Annotated in this window: 11 protein-coding genes and 1 pseudogene; 10 read left to right on the forward strand and 2 right to left on the reverse strand. The window is 50.2% G+C overall.

Translation table 11 applies throughout. The features are described from left to right. Positions 1-111: 111 nt before the first annotated feature. Positions 112-1,884, reverse strand: a complete 1,773-nt coding sequence (locus J2Y43_RS31845) for an ABC transporter ATP-binding protein (RefSeq protein ID WP_309992393.1) — start codon at positions 1,882-1,884, stop codon at positions 112-114. 189 nt (positions 1,885-2,073) lie between these two features. Between J2Y43_RS31845 and J2Y43_RS31850 the strand changes: the two genes are divergently transcribed. Further along, the gene (locus J2Y43_RS31850; RefSeq protein WP_309992396.1) at positions 2,074-2,715 is read left to right on the forward strand and encodes a DUF1080 domain-containing protein; all 642 of its coding nucleotides are present in this window, start codon (positions 2,074-2,076) and stop codon (positions 2,713-2,715) included. A gap of 14 nt (positions 2,716-2,729) precedes the next feature. Further along, a complete protein-coding gene (locus tag J2Y43_RS31855; protein ID WP_309992399.1) occupies positions 2,730-3,206 on the forward strand; it encodes a YdeI/OmpD-associated family protein in 477 nt (158 codons plus the stop codon). A 181-nt stretch (positions 3,207-3,387) separates the two neighbouring features. On the opposite strand, the gene J2Y43_RS31860 is transcribed toward J2Y43_RS31855, so the two are convergent. After that, positions 3,388-4,314: an AraC family transcriptional regulator gene (locus J2Y43_RS31860; protein ID WP_223400523.1), complete on the reverse strand. Its 927-nt coding sequence runs from the start codon at positions 4,312-4,314 to the stop codon at positions 3,388-3,390. A 269-nt stretch (positions 4,315-4,583) separates the two neighbouring features. Here J2Y43_RS31860 and J2Y43_RS31865 point away from each other — a divergent pair, with 269 nt between their 5' ends. The 8 genes and pseudogenes from J2Y43_RS31865 to J2Y43_RS31900 form a co-directional block, all read left to right on the forward strand. Continuing rightward, on the forward strand, positions 4,584-6,137 hold the full coding sequence (locus J2Y43_RS31865; RefSeq protein WP_309992403.1) for an aldehyde dehydrogenase family protein: 1,554 nt from the start codon (positions 4,584-4,586) through the stop codon (positions 6,135-6,137). Positions 6,138-6,144: 7 nt separating this feature from the next. Further along, entirely contained in the window at positions 6,145-6,510 is a 366-nt protein-coding gene (locus J2Y43_RS31870; protein WP_309992406.1) for a DUF779 domain-containing protein, read from the forward strand. 200 nt (positions 6,511-6,710) lie between these two features. After that, positions 6,711-8,126, forward strand: a complete 1,416-nt coding sequence (locus tag J2Y43_RS31875) for a DEAD/DEAH box helicase (protein WP_309992410.1) — start codon at positions 6,711-6,713, stop codon at positions 8,124-8,126. A gap of 71 nt (positions 8,127-8,197) precedes the next feature. Next, positions 8,198-8,929, forward strand: a complete 732-nt coding sequence (locus J2Y43_RS31880) for a DUF1361 domain-containing protein (RefSeq protein ID WP_309992413.1) — start codon at positions 8,198-8,200, stop codon at positions 8,927-8,929. A 111-nt stretch (positions 8,930-9,040) separates the two neighbouring features. Further along, positions 9,041-9,727 carry a pseudouridine synthase gene (locus tag J2Y43_RS31885; RefSeq protein WP_309992415.1) on the forward strand — a complete coding sequence of 229 codons (687 nt, stop codon included), beginning with the start codon at positions 9,041-9,043 and terminating at the stop codon, positions 9,725-9,727. 390 nt (positions 9,728-10,117) lie between these two features. Next, positions 10,118-11,755, forward strand: coding sequence for a DUF1800 family protein (locus J2Y43_RS31890; protein ID WP_309992418.1), 1,638 nt, complete (start codon positions 10,118-10,120; stop codon positions 11,753-11,755). A gap of 6 nt (positions 11,756-11,761) precedes the next feature. After that, positions 11,762-13,291 carry a DUF1501 domain-containing protein gene (locus J2Y43_RS31895; protein ID WP_309992423.1) on the forward strand — a complete coding sequence of 510 codons (1,530 nt, stop codon included), beginning with the start codon at positions 11,762-11,764 and terminating at the stop codon, positions 13,289-13,291. Between the two features lie 4 nt (positions 13,292-13,295). Continuing rightward, positions 13,296-14,989: pseudogene (locus J2Y43_RS31900) on the forward strand (T9SS C-terminal target domain-containing protein); the annotation flags it as partial.

Here is a 14,989-nt window from a genome sequence, read left to right on the forward strand (position 1 = left end):
TATAACGTTGAGCTTAACCAAATATAGGGAACAACGCTACATTTCAATGGCCGATCAAACTAATTTTATAAAGGATTTTACTTAATGATAATATAGTTCACGACGGGTGACTTATCGCCCTGCGAGCGTCTCCTGATGCTGCCACAAGTCCTGAAATACGGTGCTGTTCCGGCGAAGATGATCAAAGGTGCCTTCGTCGATCAGGTAGCCGTCGCGAAGAATATATACGTAATCGAACTTAGTGAGCAAGTGCAGGCGGTGGAGCGTAGACACCACGGCTTTGCCGCTGAATTCCACAAACATTTTGTCATAAATCGCCGCCTCGGTCTTAGGATCAATGCTGCTGGTAGGCTCGTCGAGCAGCACAATGTCGCTCGCGCGGGCGGCGAGTATGCCGCGCGCGAGCGCGAGGCGTTGCTTCTGGCCACCCGACAGGTTCACACCTTTTTCCTGAATGCTGGATTCAAGGCGTTTGGGCAGTTTGCCGACAACTTCCGCGAAATGGGCGGTTTCGCAAACCTGCATAATGTCGTTTTCCTCAAATGGCAGGCCGAGGGTAATGTTGTAGGCAATGGTGTTTTCAAAAATCTCCGGATCCTGCGGAAAGAGCGTTACCTGGTCGGCAAGCATTTCAATCGCGGCTTCATGCTGGCCGTCGACGGTTACTTTCACATCCTTTTCGGGTTGGTACAAACCTCTCAGCAAAGCAAGGAGTGTGCTTTTACCGCTTCCGCTTTCGCCGATAAATGCAATGCGCTGGCCGCGGCGGATGCGGATATCGAGGCGGTGCAGGCTATGGGCCTGTTTCTCTGCATCGTACATTTCGCCGTGCGAGAAATTGAGGTTGCTGATATGGATTTCCTGCCAGTTTTCCGGAAGCTCGCCGGCTTCGTCGACCCGGTGGTGCTCGTGGTAAGCCTCACCAATAGCCCTGGCGGTTTGTACCTCCGTGTTGTAGCGGATGATCTCGGTGTATTGCCAGGCAATGTCCTGGAACACGCTGGTGAACTGGTTGACATAGCTCAACAGCGTAACCAGTCCGCCGACCAGGAATACTTCTCCTAGCACGTAATGCTGGTACACATAGCCGATCGTGACTACAATATAAATAATGGCAATAAACACGCTTGCCACAAACCACTTCCATTCATTAATAGAGACCGACCGCCGGAAAGGAGGGAATACGTCCGCCACCTTACCCATCAGGCTGATTTTCATTCGTTTTTCCAGCCTAAGTGTGATGACGGTGATGATGTTGGACAGGCTGTCAAACAAAGTGGAGGAAACAATGTGTTCCTTCTCGTTTGATTCGTCGAGCGCTTTAATGAAGGGTTTATCAAACTTAAAAATCACATACACATTGATCATGCCGATCAGCACTCCGATGGCTCCGAAAAGGGGTGAAAACCAGATAATCGCGACAAACGAGAAGATGAATTTGGCAAAAGCATGCAGGAACATGAAGCCGTTCTGAAAGAAGTCCTTCAATGCTTCGTAAGCTTTGCGGATGCGGTTGATCGTCGCGCCGCTGTGGTGGTCCTGGTGCCAGCGAATGGGTAAATGCAATGCCTGATGGTACAATTCGTCCAGGAAGTTGCGGCTGAGGTCGAAGGCTAGTTTCCGCTCCATCACCCGAGCAGGCCCGTGAAATGCCCATTCGAGCAGGATCAGGCCGAGGTAGGCGCCCCCGTACACCCACACGTTATGCAAAGTGCCTTCTGCATCCTTTTGAATGGATTGGATAAACCAGCCGTAAAGCAGCGGATGTACCGCCAGTACGAGGTTGGCCATCACAAACATGCCATATACGAGTAGGTAGCGGCCGCGTTGCTGCCGGGCATAGCGCCATGCCGTAGCCAGCAGGGACAAATAGGGATTCTTCATGCGAAATCGGTGGTTGAGGGAGCGATCGAGAGCCCCCAGCTCACTACCAACCACAAAATGCAATCGAAGGTTGCCTTCCGGTCGGTAAACTTTGTATGAAGGAGCAGTAGTTTTTAGGAGTTTGCGGTTTAGTTACACGTTGACCGATTTTGATAAACCAACCTTTTTGAACTACCAAACCGGAATTTTATGAAAAGACTAATGCATGTTTTTTGCAACGCCGTTTTGCTGAGCATTGCCCTTGGAATTTCTGCACACGCACAGGACGGCTGGATCAGCCTGTTCAATGGAAAGGACTTCACCGGTTGGAAAATCGGAGCGAACGCGAGCTCTTTTACGATCGAGGACGGTACCATTAAAGTGGCCGGGCCACGGGCACACCTCTTCTATGAAGGTCCTGTTAAAAACCATATGTTCAAAAACTTCGAATTTAGGGCGCAAGTGAAGACCACGCCGGGCTCGAACTCTGGTATTTTCATCCATACTACTTACCAGGAAGATGGCTGGCCGGCGATAGGCTACGAAGTGCAGGTCAACCAGTCGCATACCGATTACAAACGCACTGGTAGCCTTTACAATGTGATCGACGTGAAGGATACCTACGTGAAAGATAATGAATGGTACACCGAGTACATCAAAGTGGAGGGCAAGCACATTACCATTAAAATCAACGACAAGGTGGTGGTCGACTACGAAGAAACCGGCGTTGATAAACGCGAGGGTGAGATGAAAAACAGATTCCTGAAACAAGGTACATTTGCATTGCAGGCACATGATCCCAAGAGTGTGGTGTACTATAAAGACATTCAGGTAAGACCACTAACCGAATAACCGCATTGCTTCCGATGGAAGAAGAAGTTCATTTCGAATCGATATTGGAACGCCTCCCCAAAAAGGGAGGCGAATTTTATATGATGGTACCCGACGAGGTGGCCGTGCAGTTCGTCGAAGGGCGCAAGCCTGCCCGTGTGCGCTGCGTGATCAACGGCCAGGTGCATTTCCAGTGCGCGATCCGTCCAAAGGGTGGGGGAGGCTTTTATATTAATGTCGCCACACCCCTTCGCCAGCAAGGTAAGCTGGTGTTAAGTCAAAAACTATACGCCACCGTCCGCAAAGACGACAGTGAATATGGCCGGGATATGCCTGAGGAATTGCAGGAACTGCTGGCGCAGGATGAAGAAGCAAAGCGGCTGTTTGAAAACGCCAAACCCGTTAACCAGCGGGCTATTATCCACTATATCGCCAGCGCCAAATCGATCCAGGTAAGGATTGACCGCTCCATTATGATGACCGACCGCCTTAAAACTGGACGTATTGTGTAAAGAAGTGCCAGGTGTTGTCTGGAATGTCAAGCGTGGTCATTAGTAGTCAGGTATTGTCATGAATGGTCATTTGTGGTCAGGTATTGTTTTCCTCAATACATGACTATTCCTGACAATATTTGACAACACTTGACTACTAATGACGATAAATGACAGTACATGACTACACTTGACCGGAGCGTCATTCGTCGCGATTTGTGACATTCCGGTATTGACTCGGCGAAATGCCCTCTGATTTGCGGAACTGTCGTCCGAAGTAATTCAAATCGGAGAAACCGAGCTGGTAGCAGATGTCGGAAATGCTGTCCTTGGTATGCGACAGAAGCTGCTTGGCTTTTTTGATCTTTTCCCTTAATATGAAATCCAGCGGGCTGATGCTGAACTCGCGCTTGAATGCGCGGTAGAATGAAGCGCGGCTCATGCATGCCTTCTCGCTGAGGTCTTCTACCTGGATCTTTTCGTTGATATTGGCTTTGATATAATTCACGACAAAGGCCAGCGGGTTGTCCTCGTGCAGATAGGAGGCATCGTCAGTGGCGGCAAGGTGCTGCGTCTGGATAATATGTACAATGAGCTCCTGCAAAGTAAGATCTGCGAGAATGTCTTTACCCAATGCGGAACCCGAGCAGATTTTAATGAGCTTGTTTAGGGTCTGGGCGAGTTCAATGTTGTTCAGGAAATGGTACTGGCTGTGCTGCAACGACCAGAACTGCTGCCGGCCCTCGCGCGGATACATCTCGCTAAGGCGGTCGACGATCTGCTGAATTTTCATTTGATCGATCGCCAGGGCAATGCATTGGGTAGGGTTGTCACGCTGGGCTTCTGGAAAATCGATTTTCATCGTCACATTCGCAGGAACCAGCACCGTTTCGCCGGGTAGGTAGTCAAAGCCCGGCTGGTCGAACAGATGCATCACTTTTTTGCCCCGCAGCATGCTTGTCACTACGAAATCGGGGAACGTAAGCGGCACGAGTGCCGATGGCTGCAAAGTTTCGAACAAATTCAGTTCGCAGTTTTCGAGCGTGAATGCCCTGCGGTTCTCCACCAATGTCTTCAACGATTTCTCCCCGGAAACCGCCACCTGATCCAATCTGAAACCTGCCGCCATTGTTTTCCTTTGTTTTAAACCTCAATATCAACCCAAACTCGTAACGGTACCTGACTATCGATGGCTATCTGCGACTATGCCTGACTACAAGTGACAATCCATCCCACGCCGGCCGCCTTTCCTCCCTCCTCCCACTAATCCATTTAAATATAACTCTTTTTCGAAAAAATGAGATAATTATCCTAACACTTGACACGATCGTACCAATGAATAACGCCTGGTGAGGTTAGGTTTGTATTATCAATCATTTCTAAAAATAACCTTTAATCATGGATACGATCATCGAAAACAAGGCAGTTGAGGGCAAGACGTACAGCAGTGAAAATCTGGCTAAACGGCCTGATTTTAAAGATAAATATGATAACTATATCAACGGCCGGTTTGTAGCGCCGGCCAAAGGCGAGTACTTCGAAAATATTTCACCTATTGACGGGCAGGTGTTCACCAAAGCCGCCCGTTCGACCAAAGAGGACGTCGAGACGGCACTCGATGCGGCGCATGCTGCATTTCCCGCTTGGAGCAAAACTTCGGCTACCAACCGCAGTAACCTGTTGCTGAAAATTGCGCAGGTGATAGAAGACAACCTCGAATACCTAGCAATCGTTGAAACCATCGATAACGGAAAAGCCATCCGCGAAACCCGCGCCGCCGATCTCCCGCTTTGCGTTGACCATTTCCGCTACTTTGCCGGCGTGATCCGCGCCGAGGAAGGCAGTGTTTCCGAGCATGACGAAAATACGGTTTGCATTAACCTGCACGAGCCGCTGGGCGTGGTGGCGCAGATTATCCCGTGGAACTTCCCGCTTCTGATGGCTACCTGGAAAATCGCGCCTGCGCTGGCTGCGGGCAACTGTGTGGTGGTGAAGCCTGCCGAGCAGACGCCCACTTCTATTATGATACTCATGGAGCTGATCGGGGATATTTTGCCTGCGGGCGTGCTCAATATCGTTACTGGCTTTGGCGTCGAGGCCGGTAAACCGCTCGCATCGTCACCGCGCGTGGCCAAGGTTGCATTTACGGGTGAAACCACTACCGGGCGGCTTATTATGCAGTACGCTTCCGATAACCTCGTGCCGGTAACGATGGAGCTGGGCGGTAAATCACCGAATATTTTCTTTCCATCGGTGATGGATGAGGATGATGCCTTCCTGGACAAAGCCATCGAAGGTGCGGTGCTGTTTGCATTGAACCAGGGTGAGGTTTGTACCTGCCCGTCACGGATGCTGGTGCATGAGAGTATATATGACAAATTCATTGAAAGGGTCATCCAGCGAACGAAGGCGATCAAAATGGGCCACCCGCTAGACGGTACCACGATGATGGGTGCGCAGGCTTCGAACGATCAGTACGAGAAGATTTTGTCTTACCTGAAAATAGGCAAGGAAGAAGGCGCGGAAGTGCTCACAGGCGGCGATGCGCAGACATTTGAGAATGGCATTTCGGGCGGCTATTACATTCAGCCTACGATTTTTAAGGGCCATAATAAAATGCGGATTTTCCAGGAAGAGATATTTGGTCCGGTGGTGTGCGTAACCACGTTCAAAACCACCGAGGAGGCGATCGCCATAGCGAATGATACATTATATGGGTTGGGCGCGGGCGTATGGACGCGCGACGCGCACGAGCTTTACCAGGTACCACGGGCGATTCTGGCGGGTAGGGTGTGGGTGAACAACTACCACGCCTATCCCGCCCACGCTCCGTTCGGTGGTTACAAAAAATCGGGTTTCGGCCGGGAAAACCACAAGATGATGCTGGGCTATTACCGACAGACTAAGAACATGTTGATTTCGTACGACAAGAACAAGCTGGGATTTTTCTGAGGATGTTATGACCGAGCGCGTTCTGATTACTCCCGAAGCTGAGAAGGTTGCCGATCAGCTTCGGGAGTTACATGGAGAGCTGATGTTTCATCAGAGTGGGGGATGTTGTGATGGCTCGCAGCCGATGTGTTTTCAAAAAGGGGAGTTCCGCGTGTCGGAAAGTGATGTGCTGTTGGGGGAAATAGCGGGCTGTGAATTTTTTATGAGCCGCGACCAGTTCGAATACTGGCAGCATACACAGCTGACGATCGATGTTGTGCCTGGTAGGGGCGCGAGTTTCTCATTAGAGATACCGCTGGGTGTACGTTTTATCACCCGATCAAGACTTTACACGCCCGAAGAAGCCAGCAATCTAACGGCAGTCAACGTCTGAAAACCATATTATTTTTGGAAGGTGTGAGGCCGCCGTGTAGTGAATCTTTTACACGGTGGTTTCGCACCTTTCTTGTCGTTTTAGCACTTATTGGTTATATTTGTTCAAATCGAGCGGTTTGCTGACTGGGAAAATCAAGGTCAGCTATATGTATAACACATCTGGAAATCAACGAATTTACGGATATTAAAAGCTGAATTTTGAATTTCAACGAATTTGAACTCCACGAAGACGTTCTGAACGCCGTGGATTCCATGAACTACCAACAGGCGACGCCTATCCAGGAGCAGGCTATACCACACATTCTCAGCGGCAAGGATCTGCTTGCCTGCGCTCAAACGGGAACCGGCAAAACCGCCGCGTACCTAATTCCCATTCTCGACAAAGTCGCCCACGAGGCCAATGCGCATACCGGAGCACTGATTCTGGTTCCTACCCGTGAGCTTGCGGTACAAATCGACCAGCAAATCCAGGGTTTGGGATATTTTGTGGGTGCTACCAGTATTGCCGTGTATGGCGGCAACAAGGGCCCCGAATGGGACCAGCAGAAAAAAGCATTAACCCAGGGTGCAGATATTATTATTGCTACGCCCGGCCGGCTCATCGCGCATTTGCAGCTGGGCTACGTTCATTTCCGCGACCTGCGGCATCTGGTCCTCGACGAGGCCGACCGTATGCTAGATATGGGTTTTCTGGGTGATATCCTGAAAATCATGAGCTACCTGCCCAATGAGCGGCAAACATTGATGTTTTCGGCCACTATGCCGCCGAAGATCGGTGATCTGGCCAAACGCATTCTGAAAGATCCCGAGGAGATCAGGCTGGCGGTTTCCCGCCCGGCTGATCGGATTGACCAGCAGTTTTACCTGGCCAAAGACGAGCAGAAGCTGCCGTTGCTGAGGCATTTGCTGAAAGGCGTTGAAAATATCAGTATGGTACTTTTCACCTCCCGCAAATCCAACGTCGAGCCGATCGTACGCGCACTGCGTAAATTGGGACTGGGTGCCCATGGCATTTCGTCGGATTCGGAGCAGGGGGAGAGAGAAATCGTACTGCGTGATTTTAAAAACCGGCAGTTCCCTATCCTGGTTGCAACCGACGTATTATCCCGCGGCATAGATATTGATAATCTCAGCCATGTTGTGAACTACGACGTTCCCCGCGACCCCGAGGATTACGTGCACCGTATAGGGCGTACAGCACGCGCCGAATCAAAAGGCACAGCGATGACGTTTATCAATGAGCACGATCAGAAATATGTATTGAAGATCGAAAGGCTTTTTGAAAAGGAGTTGGAGAAAAAGTCCGTCACCGCAGAGCTGGGATTGGGAGAAGCTCCTGTATTCGAGCCGCCACGTTTTCGTACCGGAGGGCGTAACAGCAACAATAGGAAGAATAAGAAAAAAGCCGGCTCTGGAGCGCCAGCTGCGAGGAAACCACACCGCGAAGCGAAACCCGAGAATACCGCCAGCGCAGAACCCGCCACCTTGGCAGCTGATGGGGCAACGGCCGGTACACCGACCGCGGGCGGTAAGCCCAAGCGCAGGAACAAGCGGAGGAGACCTAAAAAGGATCAGCCGAAAATCGTAAACCCCACTGAGGCACAGGCCTCTTGATCAGAGTTGGTCAGACGTGAGCATTTGTTTGTCTTGCTTATTCGTCATGAAAGAACTTAAATTACGTACACTTGGACCGTTTGATAGATTGGATAAGGAATTATAAATTCAGCGTATCCGATCCTCCCATCATCACGATGGAAGGCTTGTTTTCGCTGCTGCTGCTTTTGCTTCTGAGCCTGCTTGCGGTATTTTTCCACCTTGTCCGCATCCTTTTCAACTCCCCGGTTGATTTTTCGCTCGATTGGAATCTGTTTCTGAGCTGGATACCGCTCATTATCGCCTTCATGGCAGATAACCTTACCAAACGTTTCGGACACATTCCGTTTGTTTTAGGGATTCTCAGCATTGCCTGGCTCTCTTTCTTCCCGAATGCGCCCTACATGATTACCGACCTGGCCCACCTGACCGTGGATTACCAGCGGGATTTGACCTGGCACGACATCATTATGTTGTTTTCCTACGCGGAAGTAAGCCTCTTTAATGGTCTGGTATCGCTTTATTGGATCCACCGCTCCTGGCGCAGGGTGTTCGACAGGAAGCCTGCCAACACGTTGTTGCTGTTAAGCCTTCCGCTGGCAGGCTTTGGCGTGTATCTCGGCCGCGTGCGCCGGATGAACAGCTGGGACATTATTCACGAGCCAGGGGCCATTATCAATAACCTTTTCGCAAGTCTGCTGGACCGCACCGCATGGGTGTTTGCGATGGAGATCGGTATGCTGCTCGGAATATTGTACCTGGTATTGTGGGGGGTGATACGTTTCCGCATCCGGCACTCCAGAAAGAACTCCGACTCCCATTAAGCCAATACTAAGCGGGAATACAAACCGCCGAACCGCTAATCTAGTCGTGGGCTACTTTCGACACATTGACCGCCTCGTTTGGGATAAAATTCCCCGCTTTTACATTTCAGAATGGATCCGTTAGAAATTTTATTTCAGTGCGAGCACCTGGTAGCTATCAACAAGCCCAACGGCCTGCTTGTGCACAGGTCGCCTATCGCCAGCGATGCCGATGTCTTCGCTGTACAACTCCTTCGTGATCAGTTAGGACAGAAAGTATACCCCGTCCACCGCCTGGACCGCAAAACCTCCGGCGTGCTGCTATTTGCCTTGGACGAAGTCACCAACAGTGAAATGCAGCGTAAATTCATGGACGGCGAGATAGGTAAGACCTATCATGCCATCGTAAGAGGCTATACCCCCGACGCCGGAACGATCGACTACCCTCTAAAACGAGACGACGGCGTGTCGCAGGATGCTGTGACCTATTTCGAAACTTTAATGCGCAGCGAAGTGCCGTTCGTCGTCGGAAAACACCCTACATCCCGCTACTCGCTTGTGAAACTAAATCCGGCTACTGGAAGAATGCACCAACTCCGCAAGCATATGGCGCACATCCTGCACCCGATCATCGGCGACCGCCCTCACGGCTGCAACAAGCAAAACCGGTATTTCAAGGAGCATCTGGGCATGATGCAAATGATGCTGCATGCGGTGGAGTTGGAATTTGTGCATCCCTATTCAAAAGAAAGGATAACTATCCAGGCTTCGTATCCTACCGAGTTTTTACGAATGCGCGAAGTCTTACGGTTGGATTAGCAGATGTTGGACGGTTAATGAAAATATCTCGAAAAAATTTGTCGAAATACTTTGATAAATATTCTGCAATTGGTTAATTTTGTGCTGTGTTAGGAAGTGATGTTGTACCAACTAGAGAGAAGATATGTAAAGACTATCCAATCCAGATCCGGGATAGTAATCCTCCCCAATTTTATATTCTAATTTCGGGCGCAATGGCGTCCAGTTGAGCGCTATCAGTTCAATAGACTATTTTAATCACGACGAAACAGGCAAGTATTTCCTTATGGCGATTGACCGTAATGGACAGACATCTTGTCCCCGTCAGAACCGCCTCCGCACCGGAACTTCAACAAGTCGGAGATATTTCCTTAAAGTTTTTCACGCTTTTGTAACCATTAAGCCACAATCATGGCATACCTGGATACTTATACCACGCCTTTGACGGCAGCGACAGCCGCGCATCTGCTGAGAAGGGCTACTTTTGGCCCCACCCAGCAGGAAATAGTCGACTTTACCGGCAAAACACCCACGCAAGCAGTTGATATCCTGATCAGCAATGCCGCCTACCGCGCAACCCCCCCGCCTCCGGTGGAGATGGACGCTACTCGCAGCGATGCGGGGCAGCCTTTTTTGGGGAAGCCGTTTGATGCGACTCTGGCGCTTTCGTATTTCAATTATATCAAATACTGGTGGATTGGTCTGATGGCCGAGCAAAATGGCCGCTCATCGATACTGGAAAAGCTTACAGCCTTTTGGCAAAATCATTTTGTCGTCACTTTTGCCGCGGTGGACGACTATCGGTTTATGTACCGCTACCTAACATTCCTCAGATCGAACGCCCTTGGTAGTTTCAAGGAAATGGCCATTGGTATGAGTAAAGATCCCGGTATGCTCATATTTCAGAATGGTAACGAAAACTCCAAGGAACTGCCCAACGAAAATTACGCAAGGGAATTACAGGAGCTTTTCACGGTGGGGCAGAAGGACGTTAATGGGGCCTACAACTATACGGAGCAGGATGTGAAAGCCGCCGCTCAGGTCCTCACAGGGTGGCAGGCGACAAACCTTCGAAAGGCCGGATCAACCGATTTCGGTACCATTTTTAATCCCACAAGACACGACATCACCAATAAGGTGTTTTCGGAGAAGTACAACAATACCATCATCACCGGAAGATCGGGTGCCGATGCAGGCGACCTGGAACTCCGTGATTTGATAACGATGCTGCTGAACCACCCAGAATCGCCTAAGTTTATCTGCCGGGAATTGTATCGCTGGTATATCAACCCTAATGTGACGGCTGAAATAGAGGATCAGGTAATCAAACCTCTGGCGACTTTTTTTGCGGGTAGTTCCAACAATTTTGCCATTGCTCCGGTGGTGAAGAAGTTGCTTACGTCCAACATCTTTTATGATAGCAGAAATATAGGCGCTATTGTCAAATCTCCGGCTGAGTTACTGATCGGAAGCGTCCGATTATTCAGCCAGCCTGTGCCCGATTACACGACCGACTATGTTGCATTTCAAAGAATGATGTCTTTCCTGAGCAGTGGCATGAACGCCTTGCAACTCAACTTGCTCAATCAACCCTCGGTTTTCGGGTCTCTACCTTACTATCAAACAGGCTTTTCGAAGAACTGGATCAATGAAACCACAATCGGGCAGCGTGGTGTCAGGACGGATTTCTTCGTGTATCCCTATCTGGAAATTAAACCGGGCTACATTTTGGGAGTCGATTTGCTGGCAAGGCTGAAACAAATACAACCTAATTTTTCGGATGTGTCCGGCACCCCGGGAATCACGTGCGAGCAGGTACTGGCTGAGCTTACCAAGAACCTGTTTGTATTTGAGCTACCGCAAGCTCAGAAGGACTTTCTGATAGATTCCATTATGATGATGAAAAGCGCTGCGAGGACCACATGGGTGCGGGAATGGGACGCATACAGGTCCTTGCCGACAGACGTAAACAGGCAGAATATCATCCTGTGGCGGTGCCGGACGCTTTTGAAATACCTGCTGAGAATGGCTGAATACCAATTATTTTAAAATTCTATGAAAAGGCGAGATTTTATTACCGCTGCGACTGCTCTGGTGGCGCCGGTTGTGCTGGACGGTTTTGGCATTAAGTCATTGGCGAAGGGCTCGGCTCTTGTCCGATCATTAAGGCAGACCGCCGCGCTTAATGGGGACCGGGTTCTTGTGATTATATATCTAGCCGGGGGCAACGACGGATTGAATACGGTGATTCCACTAGAATATTATTCGCAGTATAATGCACTGCGTACCAACATCGCTATCCCGGAAAGTAGCGTGCTGAAACTGTCGGGGAACCCGCAGACAGGCTTCCATCCGGCCATGACGGGCATGAGAGCGCTTTATGATGAGGGGAAGCTGGCCATTATCAATTCCGTATCCTATCCGAATCCCGATTTATCCCATTACCGGTCCACCGATATCTGGATGACGGCAGTGGAATCCACGCAATACGCGTCATCCGGGTGGGCCGGGAGGTATCTCAACGACCGATTTCCAGGGTATCCGGATAATTATCCCAATGCTGAGATGGAAGACCCGCTGGCTATCCAAATAGGCCAGATAAATACGACTACTCTCGTTGGAGGCGGCCAGGGAATGGGGGTGACGATCCAGGATCCTGCTTCGTTTTACCAATTGATTGGAGAGAGCACCGCTGCCCAGGAATGGCCGGTGCCCTGCTGTGATGCTGGCGATTTGCTCAAATTTATCCGCCAAAAGCAGACTTTCGCCGTGGATTATGCCGCCGAGATCAAGAGGGCGGCCGATGCAGGCAAGAACCTGGCGGTATATCCCGACGCGGCAGCGAAAAATGAGCTGGCAGACCAATTGAAAATTGTGGCTCGGCTCATACACGGCGGTCTGAAATCCAAGATCTACTACGTGGAACTTGGAGGTTTCGATACCCATTCCGGGCAGGTGGGAACCAGCAGCACCGAGGGTATTCATGCGCAATTACTAAAAAAGCTATCCGATGCGATTGCGGCTTTCCAGAATGATCTGAAACTCCAGGCCACGGAAACCAACGTCTTGGGAATGACATTCTCCGATTTCGGCCGCAGGGCCACATCCAATGCTTCAAAAGGTACCGACCACGGGGTAGGGGCTCCCATGTTTGTGTTTGGAACCGGTATTAAAAGGCAACTGGTCGGAACGAACCCCGACCTGGTGAACGGCCTTTTGCCTGTAAATCCCGCACCGGGCGCTGTCAACCGCGATATAAAAATGCAAATCGATTTCCGGCGTGTCTATAGCGATGTGTTGAACGATTGGTTTGGTACAGACAGATCAAAAACAGACCAAATCCTATACAGGAATTTCCCAACTACGTCACTTTTTTCAGAAGTGGTATGGAGTATGTCTTCCGGCGCATGGCATAACCCTGAGGTTTGGTCCTCGGGCCGTGTCCCTACGGCAAAAGATGTCGTAAGGGTTGTAAAAGGGCACAAAATCGATGTCGGGCCGACTGCTACCGCAAAGAGCGTAAAAGTGGAAACGGGCGGTGAATTGAAGTTTCTGGGTGACTACACTATCAATGTAACTGGATGAAACCATGATGAAGAACAACTACAAAATTGTCCTGTTGCATTGCATATTCTTTTGCTGCAACATCTGGTTGGCCAATGCGCAAACCGGGATCGTCGTCACCGATCGTACACCCCTGGCGGCTGTCAGCTTTTCGGAATCGTCAAAAGTTACCAACATTAGCGATAACCACCATGTGGATGGCTACGTAAAGAAATATGGTGCCAGCAAATTTGTTTTTCCGGTAGGGCAGAATGGCCGTTACCGGCCATTTGCGGCTGAGGGCAACGAGGTCTTAGGAGCATATTTCGGGTCAAACCCGGGCGCTGCAACGCTCCCGCAGGGGGCGCCATTCAGCGTGTCGAGCAGGGCTTCGTCCCTGAGCGCTGTTGCTGCCATCGAATATTGGGATGTCAACGGGATCAATCCCACCAGGCTGACTTTGACTTGGAACATCGCGAGTGGTATCGCCGACCTAACCGGCGGTGACCTGTCGATGCTGACCATTGCCGGCTGGAACTCGGCCACTGCCCGATGGGAAAATATCAACTCCAAAGTGGATGAAGTGTCCGTAACCGGAGTGGCGAGTTCTTTGGGCGTAGGCTCTATCACTTCCGCGGTCACAATTGTGCCGGATAACTACCAAGCTTTTACGCTCGCAAAATCAACTTCTGCTTCTCTGCCGTCCAGTTATGCCGGCACACTCGAAGTTGTCAGTTGTGAACAAATCAAAGGCTGGGTTTGGGACAAAAACTACCCTGCTACCAGTCTCACCGTCGAGCTATTGGATGGGCAGACCGTTTTGGCTACGACAACGGCCAATCAGTTCCGGGAGGATCTCAAGAACGCGGGTACGGGAACCGGTAATTATGGATTTACTATGCTGGTGCCTCAGTCCTACATGGGAGATGGAACTGCACATCAATTGAGTGTCAGGGTCCAGAATAGTACATATCTGCTAAGCGGATCTCCCAAATCAATAACTTGCACATATGGAGGAGCATTTGAAAAAATTGACTGCTATGCTGCCAGCGGATGGGCCTGGGACAAAAACAATCCTGATGTCAATCAGACTGTAGAGCTTTTGGATGGTACAACGGTCATTGCCACTCTGATTGCCAAAAATTACAGGGAGAACCTGAAAACAGCCGGCATTGGGACGGGTAACTACGGTTTTGACGCGGTATTCCCGCAGCAATTGAAAGATGGCAAGACCCACAGTATTTTGGCCAGGGTCAAGGGCATAGGCTATGTCCTAAATGGATCTCCTAAAAATTTGTTATGCCCCTTACCCAGCTATCAGGGTAATCTGGAGTACACGGACTGTAATGTAATCCAGGGTTGGGCTTGGGACAGGAACTATAAGTATAATGCGCTTACCGTTGAATTGGTGGAAGGGGATGTAGTCCACGCGACCGTAGTTGCAAATCTTTACCAGGAGAGCCTGAAAACGCAGGGGATAGGTACGGGCAATTACGGTTTCAGGATAAACACCCCCGGAACGTTGAAGGACGGCAAGTCGCATCAGTTGGGTATCCGGATTAAGGGCACAACAACGGTGCTTGGCTCGCTGAAAATACTTAATTGTCCTTTGAATGCGTACGAGGGAAAACTGGAATATGCGGATTGCGCCGTGATAATGGGTTGGGCATGGGACCGCAATTTTCCGAACAATGCTCAAACTCTGGAAGTGGCGGAAGGTAATACGGTATATGCCACGGT

This window comes from Dyadobacter sp. BE31, assembly GCF_031457695.1.
Lineage (GTDB): Bacteria > Bacteroidota > Bacteroidia > Cytophagales > Spirosomataceae > Dyadobacter.

Bases quoted from the DNA above. Each gene is read 5' to 3' on its own strand.
- J2Y43_RS31845 (WP_309992393.1), bottom strand. From the start codon at position 1,884: ATGAAGAATCCCTATTTGTCCCTGCTGGCTACGGCATGGCGCTATGCC.
- J2Y43_RS31850 (WP_309992396.1), top strand. From the start codon at position 2,074: ATGAAAAGACTAATGCATGTTTTTTGCAACGCCGTTTTGCTGAGCATT.
- J2Y43_RS31855 (WP_309992399.1), top strand. From the start codon at position 2,730: ATGGAAGAAGAAGTTCATTTCGAATCGATATTGGAACGCCTCCCCAAA.
- J2Y43_RS31860 (WP_223400523.1), bottom strand. From the start codon at position 4,314: ATGGCGGCAGGTTTCAGATTGGATCAGGTGGCGGTTTCCGGGGAGAAA.
- J2Y43_RS31865 (WP_309992403.1), top strand. From the start codon at position 4,584: ATGGATACGATCATCGAAAACAAGGCAGTTGAGGGCAAGACGTACAGC.
- J2Y43_RS31870 (WP_309992406.1), top strand. From the start codon at position 6,145: ATGACCGAGCGCGTTCTGATTACTCCCGAAGCTGAGAAGGTTGCCGAT.
- J2Y43_RS31885 (WP_309992415.1), top strand. From the start codon at position 9,041: ATGGATCCGTTAGAAATTTTATTTCAGTGCGAGCACCTGGTAGCTATC.
- J2Y43_RS31890 (WP_309992418.1), top strand. From the start codon at position 10,118: ATGGCATACCTGGATACTTATACCACGCCTTTGACGGCAGCGACAGCC.
- J2Y43_RS31895 (WP_309992423.1), top strand. From the start codon at position 11,762: ATGAAAAGGCGAGATTTTATTACCGCTGCGACTGCTCTGGTGGCGCCG.